This window comes from Rugamonas aquatica, assembly GCF_009380215.1.
GTDB lineage: Bacteria > Pseudomonadota > Gammaproteobacteria > Burkholderiales > Burkholderiaceae_D > Rugamonas > Rugamonas aquatica_B.
Map to the genome: position 1 here is coordinate 54,296 of NZ_WHUG01000012.1, position 22,417 is coordinate 76,712.

Here is a 22,417-nt window from a genome sequence, read left to right on the forward strand (position 1 = left end):
CTTCTGTCCTCGTGCTTATTTCTTGTCGTTGTTCACCGTGATGCCCACCGGTGCGGCGGCGGCGTTGTCGCTGCCGGCCGGAATCGGCGAGGTATTGCCGACCGGGCGCGCATCCGGCGTGTTCAAGTCTTTCTTGACCTTGGGGGCTGGACCGGCGATGCGGGCGATGTAGTCTTTTTCGGTCGGCAGGTTGCCGCCTTCCCAGCGTGCGACCTTGCCGTCCTTGTCGAAGAACACGATCACGCGGCTGGTGGTGATTTCGCCGTTGCCCTTGGCCATGCGGAACGCGTAGTCCCAGCGGTCTGCGTGGAACGGGTCGGCCAGCAGCGCGGTGCCGAAGATGAAGCGCACCTGTTCGCGCGTCATGCCCAGCTTGAGCTGCGACAGCATTTCCTCGGAGACGAAGTTACCCTGCTGGATGTCCGGACGATACGGCGAGAAGAACCACATGAACTTCTGGAACTTGGTGATGGTGGTGGTTTGCGCGCCTTTGCTGGCGTCCAGCGTGGTGCCGGTTTCTTTCACTTCGGTCGATTTCTCGCCCAGCGTGGTGTTGGATGCACAGCCGCCCGCGGCCAGCGCGACGCAAACAGCGCCGGCGAGCAAGGGCGCGCGGCGGGTGAAACGGTGCAACAAAGACTGCGATAAAGCCTGGGTGACGCGCATGGTTGTCCTCAATCTGATCGAGCGGAAGTGCCGAAAAACGCTATATCATAAAGCACAAGGTGCGACATGGGGCTGCGCGGGCACTCGGAGAGATCGCATTATCCAGCAAATCGGCAACTATGTCCTTGTTTTATAAAGATTAATTGTAAAACATTGCAAATGTAAATTTCACGCGGGGCGACGCCGGACGGCGCGAAAGGTGCGGTGGCAGCCGGAGTGCGTTAAACTGTGGGCTAGCTATCGCCAACCACTACTAAGAGTCTCCACCATGGGTAACAATCCGACCGATCTGAAGGCCAGCGGCCTCAAAGCCACGCTGCCCCGTCTCAAAATCCTGGACATCTTCCAGAACAGCGACGTACGCCACCTGACCGCAGAGGATGTCTACAAGATCCTGCTGGCGGACAATATGGATGTGGGCCTGGCCACCGTGTACCGGGTGCTGACGCAGTTCGAGCAGGCCGGCCTGCTGAACCGCAACCACTTCGAAACGGGCAAGGCCATTTTCGAACTGAACGAGGGTTCGCACCACGACCACCTGGTATGCCTCGATTGCGGCCGCGTGGAGGAATTCTTCGACGAGGAAATCGAAAGCCGCCAGCAACTGGTGGCCAAGGAGCGCGGCTTCAAGATCGCCGAGCATGCGCTGGCGATCTACGGCAACTGCACCAAGACCGCCTGCCCGCACCGGCCATAAAAAAAAGCCCCGTCGGGGCTTTTTTTAATTGTGGCTCAGCGCATTCGACAGCAGCTTGGCCGTGATGTCGACGATCGGTATCACCCGCTCGTAGGCCATGCGCGTCGGACCGATCACGCCCAGCGTGCCGACGATCTTGCCGTTGGCCGTGTACGGCGCCGTCACCACGCTCATCTCGTCCATCGGCACCAGGCTCGATTCGCCGCCGATGTAGATCTGCACGCCGCTGGCCTTGCTCGACACGTCGAGCAGCTGCATCAATCCCGTCTTCTGCTCGAACATGTCGAACATCTGCCGCAGCGACGTCATGTTCGACGACAGGTCGCTGACCGACAGCAGGTTGCGCTCGCCCGCGATGACCATGTCGTCCGAGTTGTCCGCCATCGCCTCGCTGCCGGCCTCCACCGCCGCCTGCATCAGCCGGCCCATGTCGTCGCGCAGCTGGCGCACTTCGTTCTGCAGGCGCATATGCACTTCGTCGAACGCCAAGCCGCCGTAGTTCTGGTTGATGTAGTTGGCCGACTGCACCAGCTGCGCCGGGCTGTAGTCCACGTCCGTCAGCAGCAGGCGGTTCTGCACGTCGCCGGTCGGGCCGACGATGACCAGCAGGATGCGCTTCTCGCCCAGCCGCAAAAACTCGATCTGCTGGAACACCGATTCGCGCCGCGGGCTCAGCACCACGCCGGCGAACTGCGACAGCGACGACAGCATCTGCGCCGCGTTGGAAATCATTTTCTGCGGCTGCGGCGCCTGCAGCCGCATGCGCCCTTCGACCGACTGTTCGTCCAGGTGCTGCACGGTCAGCAGCGTGTCGACGAAGATGCGGTAGCCGCGCGGCGTCGGCACCCGGCCGGCCGAGGTGTGGGGACTGGCGACGTAGCCCAGCTCCTCCAGGTCGGCCATGATGTTGCGGATGGTCGCCGGCGACAGGTCCAGGCCGGATATCTTGGACAGGGCGCGCGAGCCCACCGGCTGGCCGTCCGCGATATAGCGTTCGACTAGGGCCTTGAGCAAGGTTTGTGCGCGGGTATCGAGTTGCATGGTCATTTACTAATGGTAGTTGCGCTTATTATGCACGCTCTGCGGGCGCCGGGGGCCGCCGCGTGGCGTCAATGCTGCATTTGGCCGCGTACCCAGGCCAGAAGTTCATCAAATCCGGCACAGATGGCGTCCGGCGCGATGCCCGCCTCCAGGTGCGCGGTGCTGCCGACCCGGTTCATCCACACCGCCCGCAGGCCGGCGTTCTGCGCGCCCTGCACGTCCAGCCGCAGGTCGTCGCCGACGTAGACGGCGTCCGCCGGCGCCACGCCCATCGCTTCGCAGGCGGCCAGGAAGATGGACGGGTCGGGCTTGGCGCGGCCGAAGCGCGACGAGGCCAGCACGGTATCGAAATGGTGGTGCAGGCCGATGACTTCAAGGTCGGCGTTGCCGTTGGTGATTACGCCCAGCCGCAGCATGCCCTGCAGCGCGACCAGCCCGGCCGCCACGTCGTCGAACGGCGTGACGGCGTTGCGGCGCTGGTGGAAGTGCTGCATGGCGCCGTCGATGTGGGCGGCGTCGGCGCCGGCCTCGGCGAAGGCTTGTTCCAGCGCCACGCGGCGCAGCTGGTACAGGTCGACCACCAGTTCCGGCCGCTGCTCCAGCAGCGCCATGCGGCGCGCCCGCAGCTCGGCCACGCTGTAGCGCTGCGTCACCTCGGGCGCGCGCTCGGCCAGCCAGGCGTGCCAGCTGGTTTCCGCCGCCGCGATCACCGGGCCGATCGGCCACAGGGTGTCATCGAGGTCGAACAGCAGGGCTAGCGGGCGGCGTGGGGTCATGGCGGGCAACTCGTAATGGGCAATCCGCGTATTGTCGCACCGATCGCCGCCGGACGAGGGCATGGTAAATTACCGGATTGCCCTGCTGGAGATCCCGTGCCCTTGTCCCTGCCCTTGCGCCGGCCTGCGCGCCGCCGCGCGCCCCTGCCGTTTGCCGCCCTGTTTGCCTCGCTGTCCGCCGCCCTGCTGGCCGGCTGCGCCACCGTCGGCCAGCCGCCGGCCTTTTCCTCGTACGTGGTGCTGAGCGAGCGCGGCGCCGCCGTGGCGCGCGTGCTGATAGACGCCCCCGCCTGCCCCGACATCGTCATCGACCAGCGCCCGCAGCCGATGACGCTGCGCGCGCCGGCCGCCACCGTGGCGCTGCGGCCGACGCCGTCGGCCCCGGCCGATTCCAAGCCGGCCGCCTTCCCGTTGCTGACCTGCGAGGCGCCGCTGCCGGCCGCCGGCAGCTACGCCGGCGCCAGCGTGCTGGGCCGGACACTGCCCGTGCCGGCCGTCGCGCCGCAGCGCATCGTCGTCATCGGCGACACCGGCTGCCGCCTGCAAAAGAGCAGCAACAGCTACCAGGCCTGCAACCGCGAGGCCGACTATCCGTTCGCCGCCATCGCGGCCGCCGCCGCCGCGTGGCGGCCCGAGCTGGTGATCCACGTCGGCGACTACCATTATCGCGAAAACGCCTGCCCCGACGGCAACGCCGGTTGCGCCGGCAGCCCGTGGGGCTATGGCTGGGATGCCTGGAACGCCGACTTCTTCGCGCCCGGCGCAGCGCTGCTGCGGGCGGCGCCGTGGATCATGGCGCGCGGCAACCATGAAAACTGCGCGCGCGGCGGCCAGGGCTACTGGCGCCTGCTCGATCCGCGCCCGCTGCTGCCCGGCCGCGACTGCAACGCCGCCAGCGACGACGCCAGCGGCAACTACAGCGCGCCCTACGCCGTGCCCATCGGCCAGGACACCCAGCTGCTGGTGATGGACACCGCCAACACCACCTGGAAGGGCTTGAAGCCAGGCGACCTCGGCTACGACAAGTACCGCGAGCTGTACCGCCAGCTCGATGCGCTGGCGGCCCAGGCGCCGCGCAACATCGGCATCGACCACCACCCGCTGCTGGGCATGGGCGCCGACCGCAAGGCCGACGGCGCCATCGTGCTGCTGCCGGGCGACGCCGGCCTGCAGCAAGCCTTCGGCTCGCTCAATCCGCAGCTGCTGCCGGCCGGCATACAGGCGATGCTGTCCGGCCACGTGCATCTGTGGGAACAGGTCAGCTTCGCCAGCGGCCACCCCAGCCAGTTCATCGCCGGCTTTTCCGGCACCGCCGAGGACATCGTGCCGCTGCCGGAGCGCCTGCCGGACGGCGTGACGCCGGCCCCGGGCGCGGTGGTCGAGCAGTTCAGTTCCTGGGTCGACGGCTTCGGCTTCATGACCATGGAGCGCCAGGGCGCCGACCGCTGGCTGGTGCAGGTGCACGATCTGCAGGGCCGGGTGCGCAATACCTGCCAGCTCGACGGCAAGCGTTCGCGCTGCGCGGTGGCGCAGGTCAAATAAGCGGCGGCGCCGGCCCGCGGGCGCTGCAAGTGTCACAAGCTGTTACATCGCTTAGCGGGCCCGGTGTTACCAAATGCACTAAAATACGGCCCATTCCGTGTAATATGCTGCACCCGAGTGTTGCCGGCCCCTATTCGTTTTGGAGAGAGATTTTTATGAAAAGTTCGTATCTGCGTCCGGGCCTCGCCCTGCTGTGCGCCGCCCTGCTCACTGCCTGCGGCGGCGGCAACAATGGCAACCTGACCTTGTCGGGTACTATCACCGGCCTGACCAAGCCGGATCTGGTGTTGATCAACAATAAGACCGGCGAAAAACTGCCGGTGCCCGCCAACAGCACCTCCTTCACGTTCACCAGGCTGATCGCGGTCGATGAAGAATTCAACGTGACGGTCGTTGCGCCCGGCCCGACCGGCGCCAAGTGCGATCCCGTCAACGGCAGCAACGTCGGCAAGGCCAATGCCTACACCGCCTATCCGATCACCTTCAAATGCACCACCAATCCCTACACGCTGGGCGGCACCGTGAGCGGTCTGAGCAGCAAAGGCCTGGTGCTGGCCAACGGTTCCGACCTGGTCAACGTGCTGCCGCCGTCCACCGCCGGCGCGCCGGTCAACTTCACCATGTCGAGCCTGGTCGGCGACGGTTCGCCGTACGGCGTCACCGTGCTGAGCCAGCCTAACGACCCGGTCGCCCAGGTCTGCACCGTGGCCAATGGCGTCGGCAACATGCCCGCTGGTAACTTCCTCGGCGTAACCGTCAGCTGCAAATAATTCCCGGGCCGGTCATCGCCGTGGTGGCCGGCCCGCTTCGCCTCTTTTTGGAGTAATAGATGAAATTTTCGACTTTGAGCGCCGTTGCGGCGCTGATGCTGACCGTCGCGCTGTCCGCCTGCGGCGGCAAGGCCCAATTCGCCGTGCAGGGCACGATTTCCGGCCTGGGCAATCCCGGCCTGGTGCTGGCCAACGGCAGCGATACGCTGACCGTGCAGCCCGGCGCGCTGTCGTTCACGATGCCGCGCCAGATTCCTTACGGCACCGAGTACAACATCACCGTCCAGCACGACCCCGACCACCAGACCTGCCAGGTGGTATCGGGCGCCACCGGTTCGGCCGGCCATACGGTGGCGATCACCGCGCAGGTGCTGTGCCAGCAGAAAACTTACCTCGTCAGCGGCCAGTTCGTCGGCCTGTTCCCCAACAATGACGCCACCGCCACCACCGCGGCCACTCCGCGCATCGTCGTGCTGACCAATGGCTCCACCGGCGGCACGGTATCGGTATCGAGCGCCAACGCCCTCGACCTCGCGCAAGGCAAGGGCAATTTCCAGTTTGACACCAAAGTGCCGCACGGTATCGCCTACGGCGTCACCATCCTGTCGCAACCGGCCGATCTGAATTGCACGCTGACCGGCGGCACCGGCGTAATCAACGACGCCGACGCCAGCAATCTGTTGCTGAGCTGCAAACCGAAGTAATCAGGAGCAAGGCGCCGCGCACCATGCGCGGCGCGGCGGAAGTGGGGAGAGTTATACGATATCGTGATGTTCGATATTCGAAAAATAAACTTGCGTTATATGCCGCGACGCAGCATACTTCACTCGTCTCCTCCACTTCTTGCAAAGGAATTGGATTTAGCCCGCTTTCACCAGCGGGCTTTTTTTTTGCTTACTGCGGCTTGAGCAGGTTGGCCAGCGCGACGTACTCGGCCAGGCCCACCGCTTCCGGACGGTCGGTCGGCTTGATGCCGGCGGCGACGATCTGCTCTTCGGTGAACATGCCGGCCAGGCAGTTGCGGATCACCTTGCGGCGCTGCGAGAACGCCTTCAACACCACCGCCTCCAGCGTGGCGCCGTCGCACGGCAGCGGGTTGGCGACCGGGATCATGCGCACGATGGCCGACTCCACCTTCGGCGGCGGGTCGAACGCTTCCGGCGGCACCACGAACAGCAGTTGCATGTCATAGCGCCACTGCAGCATCACCGACAGGCGGCCGTAGGTCTTGCTGCCCGGCTCGGCCACCATGCGCTCCACCACTTCCTTTTGCAGCATGAAATGCTGGTCCTGCACCTGCGGCGCGAAGTCCGCCAGGTGGAACAGCAGCGGGCTGGAGATGTTGTACGGCAGGTTGCCGACGATGCGCAACTTCTGCCCGGCCGGCACCGGGATGCTGCCGAAGTCGAACTTCAGCGCGTCGCCGGCGTGGATGGTCAGCTTGGCCGGGTTGTAAGTCTTTTCCAGGCGCGCCACCAGGTCGCGGTCCAGCTCGACCACGTGCATCATCTTCAGCGTACGCATCAGCTGCTCGGTCATGGCGCCCAGGCCGGGGCCGATTTCAACCATGGCGTCGTCCGGCGCCGGCGAGATGGCTTCGGTGATGCTGGAAAGGACGTATTTATCGTGTAAAAAGTTTTGGCCGAAGCGTTTGCGGGCGACGTGTTTCATGGTTGTTTTTCTGGTGAGAGTGAGGTGGAGGCGGCCACGGCGTCGGCCATGGCCACGGCGGTGGCGATCGCGGCGTCCATGCTGCCGCAGTCGGCCAGGCCCAGGCCAGGGCCCTGCGCCGCCAGGTCCAGCGCGGTGCCGTGGTCGACCGAGGTGCGTATCAGCGGCAGGCCCAGCGTGATGTTGACGCCCTGGCCGAAGGTGGCGTACTTCAGCACCGGCAAGCCCTGGTCGTGGTACATGGCCAGCACGCAGTCGGCGTCCTGCAGATACTTGGGCTGGAACAGCGTGTCGGCCGGATACGGGCCGCGCGCATCGATGCCGCGCGCCTGCGCCGCCGCGATGGCCGGCGCGATGACGTCGATGTCCTCGCGGCCCAGGTAGCCGCCCTCGCCCGCGTGCGGGTTCAGGCCGCACAGCAGGATGCGCGGGGCGGCGATGCCGAACCTGGTTTTCAGGTCATGGTCGATGATGTCGAGCGTGCGCGCCAGGCCTTCCTGGCTGAGCGCGGCGGCGACATCCTTCAGCGCCAGGTGGGTGGTGGCCAGCGCCACCCGCAGCGGCGACGGCAGCGGCTTGCCGGCCGGCGCCAGCGGCTGGCCGGCCAGCAGCATCACCACTTGCGCGGTGCCGGTGCGCTCGGCGAAGTATTCGGTGTGGCCGGAGAACGGCACGCCGGCGTCGTTGATGGTGCTCTTTTGCAGCGGCGCCGTCACCACCGCCTCGAACCAGCCGGCCTGCACGCCTTCGATGGCGGCGTCCAGCGTGGCCAGCACGCTGCGGCCGTTTTCCTTGTCCAGCTTGCCCGGCACGACGTGGGCCGCCAGCGGGATGTCGATCACGCACAGGCGCTCCGGCCCGAACTGCGGCAGGCCGCCGTTGCGCAGCGCCTGCAGCGACAGCGCCGCCACTTTGATGTCGGGATCGATGGTGCTGGCCGTCATGGCCAGGAAGGCGGCGTCGCCCAGCAGCACGCAATTGACGTCGTGGCGGCGGGCCCAGGCGGCGCGCAGGGAAATCTCCGGGCCGATGCCGGCCGGCTCGCCGACGGTGACGGCGATGGCCGGGCGGCCGGCGCGGTGGACGGGACGCAGCGCGCTGCGCCCGGTGTGTAAAGTGGCGCTCACGCGTGGTCCCCTTGATGATTACTTGGCGGCGGCTGCGCCGTCTTCGGTGCGGAACTCGACGTAGGCGCGGTCGCGCACTTCGCGCTGCCAGCTTTCCGCCGCTTCCTCGACCTTGCGCTCGCGGATGGCCTGGCGCGCGTTGGTGCGCTCACGCTCTTTCGAGACGTCGTCGCTCTTGCGCTCCAGCACTTCGATCAGGTGCAGGCCGAAGCTGGTTTCCACCGGCTGGCTCACTTCGCCGATCTTCAGGTTGTTCATCGCCGCCTCGAATTCCGGCGTGACGTCGCCCGGCGCCAGCCAGCCCAGGTCGCCCCCCTTGGAGGCCGAACCATCGTTGGAGACCAGGCGCGCCAGGTCTTCGAACTTGGCGGCGTTGTTGTCCAGGCGTTCCTTCAGCTCGGCCAGTTTGCGCTTGGCGTCGGCCGCGCTCATGGTCGGCGTCACCTTGATCAGGATGTGGCGGGCGTGGGTCTGCTGCACGGCGGCCACGGCTTGCGCCTCGGCCATGCTGCGGCGGTCGACCGCCTTCAGGATGTGGAACGCGCCCACGCTCTTGATGATCGGCGTCACCTGGCCCGGCTTGAGCTTGGTCAGCGCTTCGGCGAACACCGGCGGCAGGCGCTCGGGCTGGCGCCAGCCGACCACGCCGCCCTGCAGGGCGTCGCTGGCGTCCGAATAGGTGGCGGCCATCTTGGCGAAGTCGGCGCCGGTGCGCAGCTGGCGCATCACTTCCTCGGCGCGCGCGCGGCGCTGGGCGATCACTTCGGCGGTGGCGTTGTCGGGGATGCGCACCATGATCTGCGAGATGTTGATCTCGAACTGCTCGGCGGCGGCGGCCTTCTCGGCGGCCAGGAAGCTGTCCACCTCGGCTTCGGAGATCTGGATCTTGGCGTCGACCTCATGCTCGCGCAGGCGCTGCATGATGATCTCGTCGCGGATGTCTTCGCGGAAGGCGGCGTACGGCGTGCCATCCTTTTCCATCTGGTTGCGCAAGTCCTGCACCGACAGCTTCTGCGCTTCGGCGATGCGGCCGATGGCGCGGTCGAGCTGCTGGTCGTCGACCCGCACGCCCATTTCCTTGGCCATCTGCAGCTGGGCGCGGTCGACGATCATGCGCTCCAGCATTTGGCGGCGCAGGTCGGCCGGGTCCGGCATCTGCACGTTCTGCGCCTTCATGCGGGCGGTCACGCTCTTGATGCGGTTGCTCAGCTCGCGCTGGGTGATGACGTCGTCATTGACCACCACCACGATGGAATCGATCGCCACATTGCCCGATTCGCCAGGCGGCAGGAAGCCCTTGCCGTCGGATTTGGCTGCCGCCTTGGCGCTGGCGGTGGTGGCCGGCGTGGTGTTCAGTGCGGCGCCGGCGACCGGCGCGGGCGCGGTAGCAGCGACGGGTGCGGCGGCCGGGGCCGGAGCAGGCTTCTTCGAAAACAGGCTGCAGCCGCCGAGGGCGGTGGTGCACAGCAGGACGGCCAGAATTTTCATTTCGAACTTCATCTTAAGAACGCTCATGAGTCAGGTGTAAAAAATCAAAAAGCGCCCGCTGCCCTGTTACGGCGGCGGCGAACGCCGGTGTGGCTTGCTTTAGCGGCCGTAGCCCTCGTTCAAACGCTGATAACCGGGGATGCTGTTCTTCATCGCCTCCAGCGGGCTGCCCACGCCCAGGTGCGACAGGCCGTTCAACTCCAGCTGGAAGAAGATCGGCGTCGACGCCTTGGTCGAGGTGGTCACGAAACGCTGCGCGCCCATGCGGAACACCCAGCAGTCGCCGTTGTATTCCAGCCCGACCAGGCTTTCCAGGATCTTCTTGTCCTGCATCGAGTAGCTGACCCGGCCGACGCCGTACCAGCGCTGGAAGATCGGCCACTGGCTCGACACTTCCAAGTTCTTGAAGCTGCCGCGCAGATAGCGGTAGCCCAGGTTGAGCACCTTCTTCTGGCCCGGCATCCATTGCGCGGTATAGCTTTCCGACACCACGCGGCGCTGGCTGGGGCTGTACTGCACGGCGCTGTCGAAGCCCCAGGTGTCGGAGATGCGGCCGGTCGCGGCCAGCAGCATGTCCGAGCGCGAGTCGACCACCGGCGTGGCCGAGTTCAGCTGCACGCGCTGGTCGCGGAAATAAAAGCGCTGGCCGAACGCCAGGCGCAGCGTCTCGGCGCCGGCCGCGTCCAGGAAGCGCGACACCAGCGCCGCCGTCAGCTGGTTGGCGTCGCCGATGCGGTCCGAGCCGACGAAGCGGTTTTCGCTGAAGATCTGGCTGAAGTTGAAGGTGGCGGCGTCGGTGTCGAAGGTCGGGAACTGGCTCTGGTCGCGGTACGGCGTGTTGACGTAGAACAGGCGCGGTTCCAGCGTCTGCGTGATGTCCTTGCCGCCGAGCTTGGTGTCGCGCTCGAACACCAGGCCCGAGTCCAGCGAGAAGGTCGGCACCATGCGCGACAGATTGTCGGCCTTTTGCGTGCCGTAGCTGTCGAGCTGGTAGCTGGCCAGGTTGACCATCACCTTGGGCGTGATGAAATAGCTGGAGCCGACGATAGGGTAGCTCACCTGCGGGATCGCCACCAGGCGCGTGCCGTTGATCAGGGTCGGGTGGTAGAAGCGGGTCAGCTCGCTGTCGACGGCCCAGTCGAAGCCGCCGGCCACGTCGTACTGGGCGGCGTGGAAGTTGATCGCCGGCAGGCGGTCGTAGGGGCGCGACACGAACAGCGACGGGTCGACCACCGATTCCGGATCTTGCAGCACCTGGTATTTCTGCACGCGCGCGGTCAGCGTCCAGAAGTCGCCGTGGTAGTCGGTGCGCAGCTCGCGCAGCAGCTGGCGCTCGGTCGAGCTCGACACGGTCTTGGAGAAATCATTCGGATAGTTGTCGTCCGAGGCGGCGCGGATGCTCCAGCCGTACGACCAATCCTTGGACAAGTCCTGCGTGTGGCTGGACTTGATGGTCCAGCGGTCGGTCGAGCCGCCCGGCGTGGTCGGCACGTACTGCTTGTCGTGCGGCAGGTACTCGACATAGGTTTCGCCCTGGTACAACAGGCCGTTGTCGGTCTGGCCCAGGTAGCGGCCGTTGGCGCCCAGCTGGAAGCCGCGCCGCGGGATGATCTTCGGGTACACCGTCAAGTCGCGGTTGGGCGCGATGTTGAAGTAGTAGGGCACGGTCAGCTCGGCCGCGCCCTTGGAGCCGAAGCCCGGCATCGGCGACAGCCAGCCGGAGCGGCGCGCGCCCGACAGCGAGAACGACAGCGCCGGCGTGCCGAGGATGGGCACGTCCTTGAAATAAATGATGGTCTTGCCGGCGGTGCCGACATCGCGGCCGGAATCGAGGTTCAGCGTGTTCGAGCGCAGGTACCAGTCCGGCGTCGGTCCCTGGCAAGTGCTGTAGGTGCCGTTGACCACGACCGCCTCGTCTTCGTTGATGAAGTTGATGCGCTCGGCCTTGCCCTGGGCGTGGTTGGCTTCCAGCCGGTAGGTCGGGTTGAGCATATAGCCCTGGCCCGTGTCCATGTTCAGCTTGAGTTCGTCGCCGGTGAAATAGTCGCCGAAGCGCCAGATCTTGACGTTGCCCTTGGCCTCGACCTCGTCCTCGACCTGGCGGAAGCAGGCGGTATCGGCCTTGACGCGGGTCTTGTCCTTGAGCAGCTCGGCATCCCGCTCCAGCGTGATTTCACGCTCGGGACGGCCGCTGATGTCCTCGGCCTGGATGGTGGTGACGGCGTTCTTGTCCTCCACCCGCGGCGCGCGCGCCTTCGGCGGCAAGCTCTGGGCGTGGGTCGGCACGGCCGTCACGGCGGCGATGGCAGTCAGGGCAAACGCCCAGCGGTGCGACGGGAAAGGGGGGGCCGGAAGCCAGTGCATGCGACTCATGAAAAGAAGGGATGAAACACCATGACAGGCGATTTTTTGATTTGAATCCCTTATTATATGGGAATCTTCACCCAACACCGGTTTCCCGGGCCCGCTTAATGTCTTTATTACAGAATTTAACTTCCGATACATCTTCCAGCAGTGCGCCAGACCTGCGCCTGCAGCAGCTGACCGCCTGGCTGGCCACGCTGGGCGTGGTCGATGTCGCCAGCGCGCGCCCGGCCTCGGCCGACGCCAGCTTCCGCCGCTATTTCCGCGTCGATGTATTGCCCGATCAACAAGCCGCGCTGGGCGCGACGCTGGTCGTCATGGACGCGCCGCCCGAACGCGAAAACGTGCTGGCCTTTGTCAAGCTTGACGAAATGCTCACACATGCCGGCGTCAGCGTGCCGCGCATCGTCGCCACCGACTACGAACGCGGCTTCCTGCTGATGTCCGACCTGGGCGTGACCACCTACCTGCAAGTGCTGGACCACGACAACGCCTCGACCATGTACGCCGAGGCGCTGGAAGCGCTGGTCAAGTTCCAGCTGACCAGCCAGCCCGGCGTGCTGCCCGAGTACGACCGCGCCTTCATGCTGCGCGAAATGAACTTGTTCCCCGAGTGGTACATCGGCCAGCACCTGAAAGCCACGCTGACCGACAAGCAGAGCGCCGAACTGCAAGCCGTATTCGACGCCATCCTGGCCAACGTCACCGCCCAGCAGCAAGTGTATGTGCACCGCGATTTCCACTCGCGCAACCTGATGTGGATGGACGCCGGCAACCCCGGCGTGCTGGACTTCCAGGACGCGCTGTACGGCCCGATGACCTACGACCTGGCCTCGCTGCTGCGCGACGCCTACGTGCAGTGGGACGAGGAACTGGTGCTGGACTGGGCGATCCGCTACTGGCAGCACGCCAAGTCGGTCGGCCTGCCGGTCAACCAGGACATCGACGGCTTCTACCAGGACTTCGAGTACGCCGGCCTGCAGCGCCACCTGAAGATCCTCGGCCTGTTCTGCCGCCTGAACTACCGCGACGGCAAGGCCCAGTACCTGAACGACCTGCCGACCGTGATGGACTACGTGCGCAAGACCGCCAGCCGCTACAAGGACTTGCGTCCGCTGGTGCGCCTGCTCGACCAGCTGGAAGACAAGCAGCCGCAAGTCGGCTACACCTTCTGAGGCGGCGCGCATGAAAGCCATGATCTTCGCCGCCGGACGCGGCGAACGGATGCGCCCGCTGACCGACACCACGCCCAAGCCGCTGCTCAAAGTGCGCGGCCGGCCGCTGATCGTCTGGCACATCCTTAACCTGGTACGGGCCGGCATCACCGAGATCGTCATCAACCACGCCCACCTGGGCGAGCAGATCGAAGCGGCGCTGGGCGATGGCAGCCAGTTCGGCGCCAAACTGATGTACTCGCGCGAGGAGAAAGCGCTGGAGACGGCCGGCGGCATCGCCACCGCCCGCCACCTGCTGGGCGAGGAACCGTTCGTCGCCGTGTCGGGCGACATCTACATGCCCTACTTCGACTTCGAACAGGTCAAGGACGTGTTGCACGACAAGGACATGTGGGGCAATCCCTACCCGGCCGACAAGCGCGACATCTGCTGGCTGTACCTGGTGCCGAATCCGGACTTCCATCCCGAGGGCGACTTCGGCCTGACCATGTACACGCTGACCAACGAAGGCTCGCCCAAATGGACCTTCGGCAACGTCGGCGTCTACCGTCCTGAAATGTTCGACGGCATCGCGCCCGGCGAATACGCCAAGCTCGGCCCGCTGATCCGCGCCTACGCCGACAAGCAGCAGGTCGGCGGCGAGGTCTACCAAGGCGAATGGCACAACCTGGGCACCGTGCAGCAGCTCGACCTGCTGAACGCGCCGCCGGCCTCGCGCCTGGCGGCCGCCAAGGGCGTGCAGTGATGCAGACCTACGCCACCCGCCGCGTGCGCCTGCTGGCGCAGATGCCGCCCGGCGCCGTGGCCGTGCTGCCGACCGCGCCCGAAGTCACGCGCAACAGCGACAGCGAATACCTGTACCGCCACGACAGCTACTTCTACTACCTGACCGGCTTCGCCGAGCCGGAAAGCACGCTGGTGCTGGTGGCCGCGCGCGGCGACGCGCCGGCGCGCGCCATCCTGTTCTGCCGCCAGAAGAACATCGAGCGCGAAATCTGGGAAGGCTTCCGACACGGCCCGGACGGCGCGCGCGCCGCCTTCGGCTTCGACGCCGCCTACGCCATCGAAGACCTCGACACCGAGATCGTCAAGCTGCTGGCCGATGCGCCGGCCCTGTACTACGCCTTGGGCAGCGCGCTCGATGCGCAGGTCAAGCTGTGGCTGGCCAGCGTGCGGCGCATGGCGCGCACCGGCGTGACCGCACCAGCCAGCGCGGTCGACCTGCTGCCGCTGCTCGACGAAATGCGCCTGTTCAAGGACGACGCCGAACAAGCCACCATGCTGCGCGCCGCCACCATCTCGGCGCACGCGCATGCGCGGGCGATGCGGGCGTCCAAGCCCGGCATGTACGAATACGAAATCGAAGCGGAGCTGCTGTACGAGTTCCGCCGCAACGGCGCGCAGGCGCCGGCCTACAACTCCATCGTCGCGGCGGGCGCCAATGCCTGCGTGCTGCACTACAGCGCCAACAACGCGCAAAGCCGCGACGGCGAACTGATACTGATCGACGCCGGCTGCGAACTCGATGGCTACGCCTCCGACATCACGCGCACCTATCCGGTCAACGGCCGCTTCAGCGCGCCGCAAAAGCGTCTGTATGAACTGGTGCTGGCCGCGCAATCGGCGGCATTGAAAGCCATCGCACCCGGCCTGCCGTACTCCGGCGCGCACGAAGCGGCGGTGCAGGTACTGGCGCAAGGCATGCTGGATCTGGGCCTGCTGAATCCGAACACGCATGGCAGCCTCGCCGACATCATCGCCGACAAGCGCTACCTGCAGTTCTACATGCACGGCACCGGCCACTGGATCGGCATGGACGTGCACGACGTCGGCCAGTACCGCGACACGGCGGCCGAAGGCAAGCCTTCGCGCACGCTGCAGCCCGGCATGGCGCTGACGGTGGAACCGGGCATCTACGTACGCCCGGCCGACGGCGTGCCCGAAGAATACTGGAACACCGGCATCCGCATCGAGGACGATGTGCTGGTGACGCCGGACGGCCACACCATACTGAGCGCCGCCGCGCCGAAGACGGTCGCCGACATAGAACAACTGATGCAACAGCAATGACAGATTCCACTTTCGATGTCGCCATCTGCGGCGCAGGGCCGGCCGGCATGGCGCTGGCCGCGCTGCTGGCCAAACGCGGCATGTCCGCACCACGCATCGCCCTGATCGACGCCAAGCCCCTGGAGCAGGCCAGCAAAGACCCGCGCTCGATCGCGCTGTCCTGGGGCAGCCGCCAGATACTGGAAGAAATCGGCGCATGGCCGGTGGCCGCCACGGCGATCCACCAGATACACGTATCGCGCCGTGGCCAGTTCGGCCGCAGCCTGATCGACCGCGACGAGCACAAGCTGCCGGCGCTGGGCTACGTGCTGCGCTACGGCGATCTGGTGACGGCGCTGGGCGCGGTGTGCGCTCGCGCCGGCATCGCCACGCTGCGCCCCGCCCGCGTGGAAGCGATCGGCGAAGGCGCGGATGCGGTCGCGCTGACCATCGCCGGCGCGGATACCGCCACGGCAGCCATCGTCGTGCAGGCCGAAGGCGGTTTGTTCAGCGATCAGGAAAGCAAGGCCCAGCACCGCGACTACCAGCAAACCGCGATCATCGCGCAGGTGCGCAGCAGCCGTCCGCTGGCGCACCGCGCCTACGAACGCTTTACCGAACAAGGCCCGCTGGCCCTGCTGCCGCAAGGCGAAGAATACTCGCTGGTCTGGTGCGTGCGGCCCGATACCGCAGCGCGCCTGCAAGCGCTGGACGACGATGCCTTCCTCGCCGAACTGGGCGCCGCGTTTGGAGAGCGCGTCGGCAGCTTCACGCACGCCACGCCACGACTGGCCTTCCCCTTGGGATTGAACGCCGATCCGCGCAGCACCGCGCGCACGGTCGCCATCGGCAACGCGGCGCAGACGCTGCATCCGGTGGCGGGCCAAGGCCTGAACCTCGGCCTGCGCGACGTCGCCGTGCTGGCGCGCCTGCTGGCACAAGGCGCGACGCCAACCATGCTGGCGCAATTCACCGAACTGCGCCGCCAGGACCGCAACACCACCGTGCGCCTGACCGACACCATGGCCCGCATCTTCGCCAACGACTCGCCGGCGCAAGCGCTGCTGGGCCTGTCGCTGGCCGCCATCGATATGGTCGCCCCGGCCCGCAGCGTGCTGGCCGAGCTGATGATGTACGGCCGCCGTTGATGCTTACGTACGCGTGATCGAAGCGCCGCCATCGACCAGTGATGCGGTGCCGGTGACGAAGGACGAATCGTCCGAAGCCAGGTACAGCACCGAGCGCGCCAGCTCCTCCGGCTGCGCCACGCGTTTCAGCGCATGCAGATTGGTGACGAAGGAAGCCGATTCCGGCGTGTTGTTCATATCGCGATACATCGCCGTATCGACCGCGCCCGGCAGCACCGAGTTCACGCGCACGCCTTGCGGGCCGTACTCCGAAGCCAGCGCCTGGGTCAGGCCGATCAGGCCCGCCTTGCTGGCCGCATAAGCCGCCACGCCCGGGAAGGCAAAGCTGTAGCCGACGAAGGTCGAAGTGAAGATCACCGAACCGCCGCCATGCTTGATCATTTCAGGGATTTGATGCTTGGCGCCGAGGAAGGCGCTGGTCAGGTTGGCGGCGATGGTCTCGTTCCAGCCCTGCTCCGACACACCGGTGGTCTCGCCCATTTCTCCCAGCGTGCCGGCGTTGTTGTAGGCGATATCCAGCCGGCCGAAAGCCTCGACCGCAGCGGCGACCAGTTGCGCATTGAACGATTCGGAAGTGACATCGCCGGCCAGCGCGATAGCCTTACCGCCATCGGCGGCGATTTCCGCCACCAGCGTATCGAGCTCGGCCTGACGGCGCGCCGCGACGACAAGCTTCGCGCCTTCAGCGGCAAACAGTTTAGCGGTGGCACGGCCGATGCCGGAACTTGCGCCAGTAACGATAGCGACTTTGTTTTGTAAGCGGTTCATGGTGAGACTCCTTGAGGTGGGTTGATGTAGCCATCGTAGGCTTCATCAAACACGACATCAATCGACAACAAACTAATGGTAAATTCATCTTTTATGAAATGATTTACCTTTATAACAACATCGCTGTATTATCACAACTTAGTCAGTCCCCACCATCTGGAAACGCCCATGAAATACGCAATCGCCGTCTTGTCCGCAGCCCTGCATCTGCAAGCCGCAGCGATTACGCAGCAGCCGACTAGTCCCGCGCAACGCATGCTGACCAAAGTCCAGTATGAAGAGCTGCTGGACAACGCAAATAGAGGTGACGCGCACGCCGAGGCGCTGCTCGGCGATCTCTACGAAAATGGCGGTTATCTCAACCAGGACTATGAACAGGCGCGGCACTGGTTTTCGCTGGCGGCAGCACAAGGCGACGCGCGCGCGCAGCTGGAACTGGGTTGGCTTCACCAGTACGGCAAAGGCGGGCCGGTGGACCTGAAAGAGGCGGTGAAGTTCTATCGCGCCGCCGCCACGCAAGGCAACGCTACCGCGCTTTACTTTTTCGGCCTCTGCTATAGCAATGGCACAGGGGTCGACACAGACTATCCCCAAGCACTGTCTCTGCTGCGCCAAGCACTGGCGAAAGGCGAACTCCGCGCGCAGACCTCTCTGGCCTACTTGCTGGATGCAGGACTTGGCGCCAAACAGGATCGCCAGGAAGCGCGTCGCTTATATCTGCTGGCAGCCGAGCGCAACGACAGCAGGGCACTGTACAACTTGGGTAACATGTATGAGCAGGGACTAGAAGGCTCGCCGGACTACGTCGCCTCTCGTCGTTTTTTCCAGCGCGCGGCCGCTGCTGGCGACCCGACTGCGAATGCCCGGATAGGAAACCACTTCCTCAACGGCCACGGAATTCCGGCCGACCCAGCGCAAGCCGTCGCACTGTTCCGTCAATCGGCGGAACTCGATGACGACTATGGCGCGAACAAGCTGGCGCGATGCTACGAACAAGGCAAGGGCGTCGCGCAAGACTATGAGCTGGCCAGGCGTTGGTACGGCGTCGCTGCACGGCTGGGCAACAGCGAAGCGCAGTTCAGGCTGGGCGGGCTGTATGCGGACGGCCTCGGCATGACCAAAGACTATGCTGAGGCGGCAAATTGGTATCGGCAATCCGCCGACCAGGGCAACGCAGAAGGCCAGCGCAGACTGGCCTGGTTATACTGGGAAGGCGACGGTGTGCGCCAGGACTGGCACAAGTCCATCGAGCTGCTCCGTGCTGCCATCGACGGCGGCAACACGCTGGCGCTATCTGACTTGGGCATGCTCATTCTGTACGACATCGAGTCGGCGACGCCAGACTACAGCCACGCACTCCCACTGTTCGTCAAAGCGGCGCAGGCTGACGATGCGGTGGGCCAGATGCGCCTGGGTCGGGCCTACAGTCTCGGCCTGGGCGTCGGAAAAAATGACAGCGAGGCGAAGAAATGGCTGGCGCTCGCGGCCCGGCAAGGCAACACTGACGCCAAAATATTTTTAAAGAATCTATACCGCATCGAGGTGGACTGAGCGTCGTTATTGCGCCCCAGTGTTACGCTTCAGCGTACCTTCCGCCCATTGGCTGAAAGTCTGCGCGCCGGCGTTCAGGCAGCGGATATTATCGACTACCCGGCTCCAATGCGTCAGCAACTGATTGCTGGTATCAAGCGCAACGTTGAACACCCACGATTCATCCCAGCAGTCTCCTTGAGACCGATGCATGCCGACGGCAACCGCGTTGAAATTATTCGGATACAGTTTGAATTGACCCGGCGCGATACGCATCCATTTCCCATCACTTTGCAAATTCTGGACTTCGAACTTGCCATCCTCAATATCAAGGCGCACCGCTAAATCATAGCCGGCCGTGGTGCCAACGGCAGCGACCTTGAGCATGCCTTCCCAATGCCCATCCAGATATCCCGCACTCTTCGTGTTTTCGGATTGTGCGGCACCGGACCAGGCACACGATAGTCCCAGCAGCAAGGAAAAGATACGGAAGTGTCGTGTCATATTTCAACTGGAATACGGATAGTGGGAGGCAAATAGTAGCATCCGCTCTCCCACCTAAGCACGAAATTATTCGACCGCTTTGACCATATCCTCAATGACCTTCTTCGCATCGCCAAACACCATCATCGTGTTGGCCTGGTAGAACAGCTCATTGTCCAGACCCGCATAGCCGGAAGCCATCGAACGCTTGTTGACGATGATGCTCTTGGCCTTGTACGCCTCCAGAATCGGCATGCCGGCGATCGGCGATTTCGGATCCTTGGCGGCCGGGTTGACCACGTCGTTGGCGCCCAGGATCAGCACCACGTCGGTCTGGCCGAATTCGCCGTTGATATCCTCCATCTCGAACACCTGGTCGTACGGCACCTCGGCCTCCGCCAGCAGCACGTTCATGTGGCCCGGCATGCGGCCCGCCACCGGGTGGATCGCATACTTCACGGTCACGCCCTTGTGCGTCAGCTTCTCGACCAGCTCCTTCAGCGAGTGCTGCGCGCGCGCCACGGCCAGGCCGTAGCCCGGCACGATAATCACGCTTTCCGCATTGGCCATGATGAACGAGGCATCGTCGGCCGAACCGGATTTGACCGGACGCTGTTCCTTCGAACCGCCGGCACCCGCCTCCGCCGGCGCGCCGCCGAAGCCGCCCAGGATCACGTTGAAGAACGAACGGTTCATCGCCTTGCACATGATGTACGACAGGATCGCGCCGGACGAACCGACCAGCGAACCGGCGATGATCAGCATCGAGTTATTCAGCGAAAAGCCGATGCCCGCCGCCGCCCAACCCGAATACGAGTTCAGCATCGACACCACCACCGGCATGTCGGCGCCGCCGATCGGGATGATGATGAGCACGCCCAGCACGAAGGCGATCGCGGTCATGATGAGGAACGGCGTCCACGCCGGCTCGGTGCCGCCGGCGAAGCAGAACACCAGGCCCAGGCCCACCATGACGATGGCCAGGATCAGGTTCAGCATGTGCTGGCCGGCGAAGCTCACCGGTGCCCCCTGGAACAGGCGGAACTTGTACTTGCCCGACAGCTTGCCGAACGCGATCACCGAACCGGAGAACGTGATGGCGCCAACGAAGGTACCGATGAACAGCTCGATGCGATTACCGAACGGCAGCGCCTCGCCCGCCGCAGCGATGCCGAACGCATGCGGCTCCGACACCGCCGCCACCGCGATACACACGGCGGCCAGACCGATCAGCGAGTGCATCGCCGCGACCAGTTCCGGCATCTTGGTCATCTCGACCTTCTTGGCCAGCACCGCGCCGATGCCGCCGCCGACGATCACGCCCAGCGCCACCAGGCCCAGGCCCATGCCGCCGGAAGTCCCCGCCACTGCGGCCGCCGTGGCTTCCGCCTTCAGCTTCAGGATCAGGGCGATGGTGGTCACGGCGGCAATCGCCATGCCCGACATGCCGAACGCATTGCCGGTGCGCGCCGTGGACGGCGACGACAGGCCTTTCAACGCCTGGATAAAGCACACCGATGCGATCAGGTACATCATCGTCACCAGGTTCATGGAGATGAAATTCATGCGTGATCTCCCTTTTTCGCTTTAGGCTCTTTTTTCTTGAACATTTCCAGCATGCGCTGCGTCACCAGGAATCCGCCGAACACATTGACGGCGGCCAGCGCCACCGCGACGGTGCCGGCGACCTGGCCGATCAAGCCCTCGGTCAGCGAAGCGGCCAGCATGGCGCCGACGATGATGATGGCCGAGACGGCGTTGGTGACGGCCATCAGCGGCGTATGCAGCGCCGGCGTCACGGTCCAGACCACGTGGTAGCCGACGTAGATGGCGAGCACAAAAATGATCAGATTGATGATGGTGTGGCTGACTTCCATTATTCGTTCCCCTGTTATTTTCTAAGCAGCTCGCCGCCGCTGCACAGCAGCGTGGCCTTGATGATTTCATCTTCGCGGTCGATCGCCAGCTGGTCTTCCTTGTCGATAATCAGCTTGAGGAAGTCCAGCACGTTGCGCGCATACAGCGCCGACGCGTCGGCCGCCACCAGCGTCGCCAGGTCCGGCTCGCCGACGATGTGCACGCCATGCCGCACCACGGTCTTGTTGAGCTCCGACAGCGGGCAGTTGCCGCCCTGCGACACGGCCAGGTCGACGATCACCGAACCCGGTTTCATCGCCTTCACCGTCTCTTCGGAAATCAGCACCGGCGCCGGACGGCCCGGGATCAGCGCGGTGGTGATGATGATGTCGGCCAGCTTGGCGCGCTCGTGCACCAGCTCCGCCTGACGGCGCATCCAGTCCGCCGGCATCGGCCGCGCATAGCCGCCCACGCCCTTGGCGATTTCCTTTTCCTCGTCGGTCAGGAAAGGCACGTCGATAAACTTCGCGCCCAGCGACTCCACCTGCTCCTTGACCGGAGGCCGCACGTCGGACGCCTCGATCACCGCGCCCAGCCGCTTGGCCGTCGCAATCGCCTGCAAGCCCGCCACGCCCACGCCCATGATCAGCACTCGCGCCGCCTTGACGGTGCCGGCCGCCGTCATCAGCATCGGCATGAAGCGTTGATAGGTATTGGCCGCCACCATCACCGCCTTGTAGCCGGCGATGTTGGCCTGCGACGACAGCACGTCCATCGACTGCGCGCGCGTGATGCGCGGCACCGCCTCCAGCGCGAAGGCTTGCAAGCCGGCCGCCGCCATCGCCGCGTTGTTGTCGGCATCGAAGGGATTGAGCATGCCGATCACCACCGTGCCGGCCGGGATCAGCGCCCGCTCTTCCGCATTCGGCGCCCGCACCTTCAGCACCACCTGCGCCGCAAAGGCTTCCGCCGCGCCGACGATCTGCGCGCCGGCCGCGGCGTAAGCCTCGTCCGTCACCGATGCCGCCACTCCCGCGCCGGCCTGCACGATCACTTGATGCTTGGCTGCGAGCTTCTTGACTGTCTCGGGCGTTGCCGCTACCCGGGTTTCCCCCGGCCGCGTTTCGGCCGGTATGCCTATCCTCATGGTGCCTCCAAATGATTAATAAACTGACTAGAATCTAACACGGAATGCATGGGCAGCAACGCCCGTCGATGGCTTCATGATACTTAATATCTATTTATCAATAAATAGCGCTTTCATC

At 65.0% G+C, this 22,417-nt stretch carries 21 protein-coding genes; 9 read left to right on the forward strand and 12 right to left on the reverse strand.

The genetic code is table 11. The features are described 5' to 3' along the window. Positions 1-15 precede the first annotated feature (15 nt). Positions 16-666 carry an outer membrane protein assembly factor BamE gene (locus tag GEV02_RS24225; RefSeq protein WP_152840516.1) on the reverse strand — a complete coding sequence of 217 codons (651 nt, stop codon included), beginning with the start codon at positions 664-666 and terminating at the stop codon, positions 16-18. Positions 667-934: 268 nt separating this feature from the next. Here GEV02_RS24225 and fur point away from each other — a divergent pair, with 268 nt between their 5' ends. Continuing rightward, on the forward strand, positions 935-1,363 hold the full coding sequence (gene fur, locus GEV02_RS24230) for a ferric iron uptake transcriptional regulator (protein ID WP_152840517.1): 429 nt from the start codon (positions 935-937) through the stop codon (positions 1,361-1,363). Positions 1,364-1,387: 24 nt separating this feature from the next. Here the strand turns inward: fur and hrcA are convergent, their stop codons facing one another. Next, positions 1,388-2,404 carry a heat-inducible transcriptional repressor HrcA gene (gene hrcA, locus GEV02_RS24235; protein ID WP_174999320.1) on the reverse strand — a complete coding sequence of 339 codons (1,017 nt, stop codon included), beginning with the start codon at positions 2,402-2,404 and terminating at the stop codon, positions 1,388-1,390. 68 nt (positions 2,405-2,472) lie between these two features. Further along, entirely contained in the window at positions 2,473-3,180 is a 708-nt protein-coding gene (locus GEV02_RS24240; protein ID WP_152840519.1) for an HAD family hydrolase, read from the reverse strand. 96 nt (positions 3,181-3,276) lie between these two features. Between GEV02_RS24240 and GEV02_RS24245 the strand changes: the two genes are divergently transcribed. The 3 genes from GEV02_RS24245 (at position 3,277) to GEV02_RS24255 (ending at position 6,196) form a co-directional block, all read left to right on the forward strand. After that, positions 3,277-4,722: a metallophosphoesterase family protein gene (locus GEV02_RS24245; protein ID WP_328595908.1), complete on the forward strand. Its 1,446-nt coding sequence runs from the start codon at positions 3,277-3,279 to the stop codon at positions 4,720-4,722. 155 nt (positions 4,723-4,877) lie between these two features. Beyond that, positions 4,878-5,492: a hypothetical protein gene (locus tag GEV02_RS24250; RefSeq protein ID WP_152840520.1), complete on the forward strand. Its 615-nt coding sequence runs from the start codon at positions 4,878-4,880 to the stop codon at positions 5,490-5,492. Between the two features lie 59 nt (positions 5,493-5,551). Next, positions 5,552-6,196 (forward strand): hypothetical protein, encoded by a 645-nt coding sequence (locus GEV02_RS24255; RefSeq protein ID WP_152840521.1) that lies wholly within the window; start codon positions 5,552-5,554, stop codon positions 6,194-6,196. Between the two features lie 190 nt (positions 6,197-6,386). Here the strand turns inward: GEV02_RS24255 and rsmA are convergent, their stop codons facing one another. The 4 genes from rsmA to GEV02_RS24275 all read right to left on the reverse strand — a co-directional run bounded on the left by rsmA (position 6,387) and on the right by GEV02_RS24275 (position 12,142). Continuing rightward, positions 6,387-7,163, reverse strand: a complete 777-nt coding sequence (gene rsmA / locus GEV02_RS24260; protein ID WP_152808529.1) for a 16S rRNA (adenine(1518)-N(6)/adenine(1519)-N(6))-dimethyltransferase RsmA — start codon at positions 7,161-7,163, stop codon at positions 6,387-6,389. After that, positions 7,160-8,290: a 4-hydroxythreonine-4-phosphate dehydrogenase PdxA gene (gene pdxA / locus GEV02_RS24265; RefSeq protein WP_328595909.1), complete on the reverse strand. Its 1,131-nt coding sequence runs from the start codon at positions 8,288-8,290 to the stop codon at positions 7,160-7,162. Before pdxA ends, rsmA begins: the two co-directional genes overlap by 4 nt. 18 nt (positions 8,291-8,308) lie before the next feature. After that, the gene (locus GEV02_RS24270; RefSeq protein WP_235922914.1) at positions 8,309-9,778 is read right to left on the reverse strand and encodes a peptidylprolyl isomerase; all 1,470 of its coding nucleotides are present in this window, start codon (positions 9,776-9,778) and stop codon (positions 8,309-8,311) included. A 99-nt stretch (positions 9,779-9,877) separates the two neighbouring features. Further along, positions 9,878-12,142 (reverse strand): LPS-assembly protein LptD, encoded by a 2,265-nt coding sequence (locus tag GEV02_RS24275; protein ID WP_152840523.1) that lies wholly within the window; start codon positions 12,140-12,142, stop codon positions 9,878-9,880. A gap of 107 nt (positions 12,143-12,249) precedes the next feature. Here GEV02_RS24275 and GEV02_RS24280 point away from each other — a divergent pair, with 107 nt between their 5' ends. Genes GEV02_RS24280 through GEV02_RS24295 form a run of 4 tightly spaced genes read left to right on the forward strand, consistent with a single transcriptional unit; the run spans position 12,250 to position 16,514 of the window. Then, on the forward strand, positions 12,250-13,317 hold the full coding sequence (locus GEV02_RS24280) for an aminoglycoside phosphotransferase family protein (protein ID WP_152840524.1): 1,068 nt from the start codon (positions 12,250-12,252) through the stop codon (positions 13,315-13,317). 10 nt (positions 13,318-13,327) lie between these two features. Beyond that, on the forward strand, positions 13,328-14,062 hold the full coding sequence (murU, locus tag GEV02_RS24285) for an N-acetylmuramate alpha-1-phosphate uridylyltransferase MurU (protein WP_152840525.1): 735 nt from the start codon (positions 13,328-13,330) through the stop codon (positions 14,060-14,062). Continuing rightward, positions 14,062-15,387: a Xaa-Pro aminopeptidase gene (gene pepP, locus GEV02_RS24290; protein ID WP_152840526.1), complete on the forward strand. Its 1,326-nt coding sequence runs from the start codon at positions 14,062-14,064 to the stop codon at positions 15,385-15,387. Before murU ends, pepP begins: the two co-directional genes overlap by 1 nt. Then, positions 15,384-16,514: a UbiH/UbiF/VisC/COQ6 family ubiquinone biosynthesis hydroxylase gene (locus tag GEV02_RS24295; RefSeq protein ID WP_152840527.1), complete on the forward strand. Its 1,131-nt coding sequence runs from the start codon at positions 15,384-15,386 to the stop codon at positions 16,512-16,514. The genes pepP and GEV02_RS24295 overlap by 4 nt, the downstream gene beginning before the upstream one ends. A gap of 3 nt (positions 16,515-16,517) precedes the next feature. Here the strand turns inward: GEV02_RS24295 and GEV02_RS24300 are convergent, their stop codons facing one another. Then, positions 16,518-17,282: an SDR family oxidoreductase gene (locus tag GEV02_RS24300; RefSeq protein ID WP_152840528.1), complete on the reverse strand. Its 765-nt coding sequence runs from the start codon at positions 17,280-17,282 to the stop codon at positions 16,518-16,520. 168 nt (positions 17,283-17,450) lie between these two features. Between GEV02_RS24300 and GEV02_RS24305 the strand changes: the two genes are divergently transcribed. Further along, positions 17,451-18,833: an SEL1-like repeat protein gene (locus GEV02_RS24305; RefSeq protein ID WP_152840529.1), complete on the forward strand. Its 1,383-nt coding sequence runs from the start codon at positions 17,451-17,453 to the stop codon at positions 18,831-18,833. Between the two features lie 6 nt (positions 18,834-18,839). On the opposite strand, the gene GEV02_RS24310 is transcribed toward GEV02_RS24305, so the two are convergent. From GEV02_RS24310 to GEV02_RS24325, 4 genes are all read right to left on the reverse strand, one after another. Then, on the reverse strand, positions 18,840-19,316 hold the full coding sequence (locus GEV02_RS24310; RefSeq protein ID WP_152840530.1) for a hypothetical protein: 477 nt from the start codon (positions 19,314-19,316) through the stop codon (positions 18,840-18,842). Between the two features lie 66 nt (positions 19,317-19,382). After that, complete coding sequence (locus GEV02_RS24315) at positions 19,383-20,861, reverse strand: NAD(P)(+) transhydrogenase (Re/Si-specific) subunit beta (protein WP_152808513.1); 1,479 nt, start codon at positions 20,859-20,861, stop codon at positions 19,383-19,385. Further along, positions 20,858-21,172 carry a proton-translocating transhydrogenase family protein gene (locus GEV02_RS24320; RefSeq protein WP_008452859.1) on the reverse strand — a complete coding sequence of 105 codons (315 nt, stop codon included), beginning with the start codon at positions 21,170-21,172 and terminating at the stop codon, positions 20,858-20,860. The genes GEV02_RS24315 and GEV02_RS24320 overlap by 4 nt, the downstream gene beginning before the upstream one ends. Positions 21,173-21,186: 14 nt before the next feature. Then, positions 21,187-22,299, reverse strand: coding sequence for a Re/Si-specific NAD(P)(+) transhydrogenase subunit alpha (locus GEV02_RS24325; RefSeq protein ID WP_070272322.1), 1,113 nt, complete (start codon positions 22,297-22,299; stop codon positions 21,187-21,189). Between the last annotated feature and the right edge of the window lie 118 nt (positions 22,300-22,417).

Bases quoted from the DNA above. Each gene is read 5' to 3' on its own strand.
- GEV02_RS24225 (WP_152840516.1), bottom strand. From the start codon at position 666: ATGCGCGTCACCCAGGCTTTATCGCAGTCTTTGTTGCACCGTTTCACC.
- fur (WP_152840517.1), top strand. From the start codon at position 935: ATGGGTAACAATCCGACCGATCTGAAGGCCAGCGGCCTCAAAGCCACG.
- hrcA (WP_174999320.1), bottom strand. From the start codon at position 2,404: ATGCAACTCGATACCCGCGCACAAACCTTGCTCAAGGCCCTAGTCGAA.
- GEV02_RS24240 (WP_152840519.1), bottom strand. From the start codon at position 3,180: ATGACCCCACGCCGCCCGCTAGCCCTGCTGTTCGACCTCGATGACACC.
- GEV02_RS24250 (WP_152840520.1), top strand. From the start codon at position 4,878: ATGAAAAGTTCGTATCTGCGTCCGGGCCTCGCCCTGCTGTGCGCCGCC.
- GEV02_RS24255 (WP_152840521.1), top strand. From the start codon at position 5,552: ATGAAATTTTCGACTTTGAGCGCCGTTGCGGCGCTGATGCTGACCGTC.
- rsmA (WP_152808529.1), bottom strand. From the start codon at position 7,163: ATGAAACACGTCGCCCGCAAACGCTTCGGCCAAAACTTTTTACACGAT.
- GEV02_RS24270 (WP_235922914.1), bottom strand. From the start codon at position 9,778: ATGAAAATTCTGGCCGTCCTGCTGTGCACCACCGCCCTCGGCGGCTGC.
- GEV02_RS24275 (WP_152840523.1), bottom strand. From the start codon at position 12,142: ATGCACTGGCTTCCGGCCCCCCCTTTCCCGTCGCACCGCTGGGCGTTT.
- GEV02_RS24280 (WP_152840524.1), top strand. From the start codon at position 12,250: ATGTCTTTATTACAGAATTTAACTTCCGATACATCTTCCAGCAGTGCG.
- murU (WP_152840525.1), top strand. From the start codon at position 13,328: ATGAAAGCCATGATCTTCGCCGCCGGACGCGGCGAACGGATGCGCCCG.
- pepP (WP_152840526.1), top strand. From the start codon at position 14,062: ATGCAGACCTACGCCACCCGCCGCGTGCGCCTGCTGGCGCAGATGCCG.
- GEV02_RS24295 (WP_152840527.1), top strand. From the start codon at position 15,384: ATGACAGATTCCACTTTCGATGTCGCCATCTGCGGCGCAGGGCCGGCC.
- GEV02_RS24300 (WP_152840528.1), bottom strand. From the start codon at position 17,282: ATGAACCGCTTACAAAACAAAGTCGCTATCGTTACTGGCGCAAGTTCC.
- GEV02_RS24305 (WP_152840529.1), top strand. From the start codon at position 17,451: ATGAAATACGCAATCGCCGTCTTGTCCGCAGCCCTGCATCTGCAAGCC.
- GEV02_RS24310 (WP_152840530.1), bottom strand. From the start codon at position 19,316: ATGACACGACACTTCCGTATCTTTTCCTTGCTGCTGGGACTATCGTGT.
- GEV02_RS24315 (WP_152808513.1), bottom strand. From the start codon at position 20,861: ATGAATTTCATCTCCATGAACCTGGTGACGATGATGTACCTGATCGCA.
- GEV02_RS24320 (WP_008452859.1), bottom strand. From the start codon at position 21,172: ATGGAAGTCAGCCACACCATCATCAATCTGATCATTTTTGTGCTCGCC.
- GEV02_RS24325 (WP_070272322.1), bottom strand. From the start codon at position 22,299: ATGAGGATAGGCATACCGGCCGAAACGCGGCCGGGGGAAACCCGGGTA.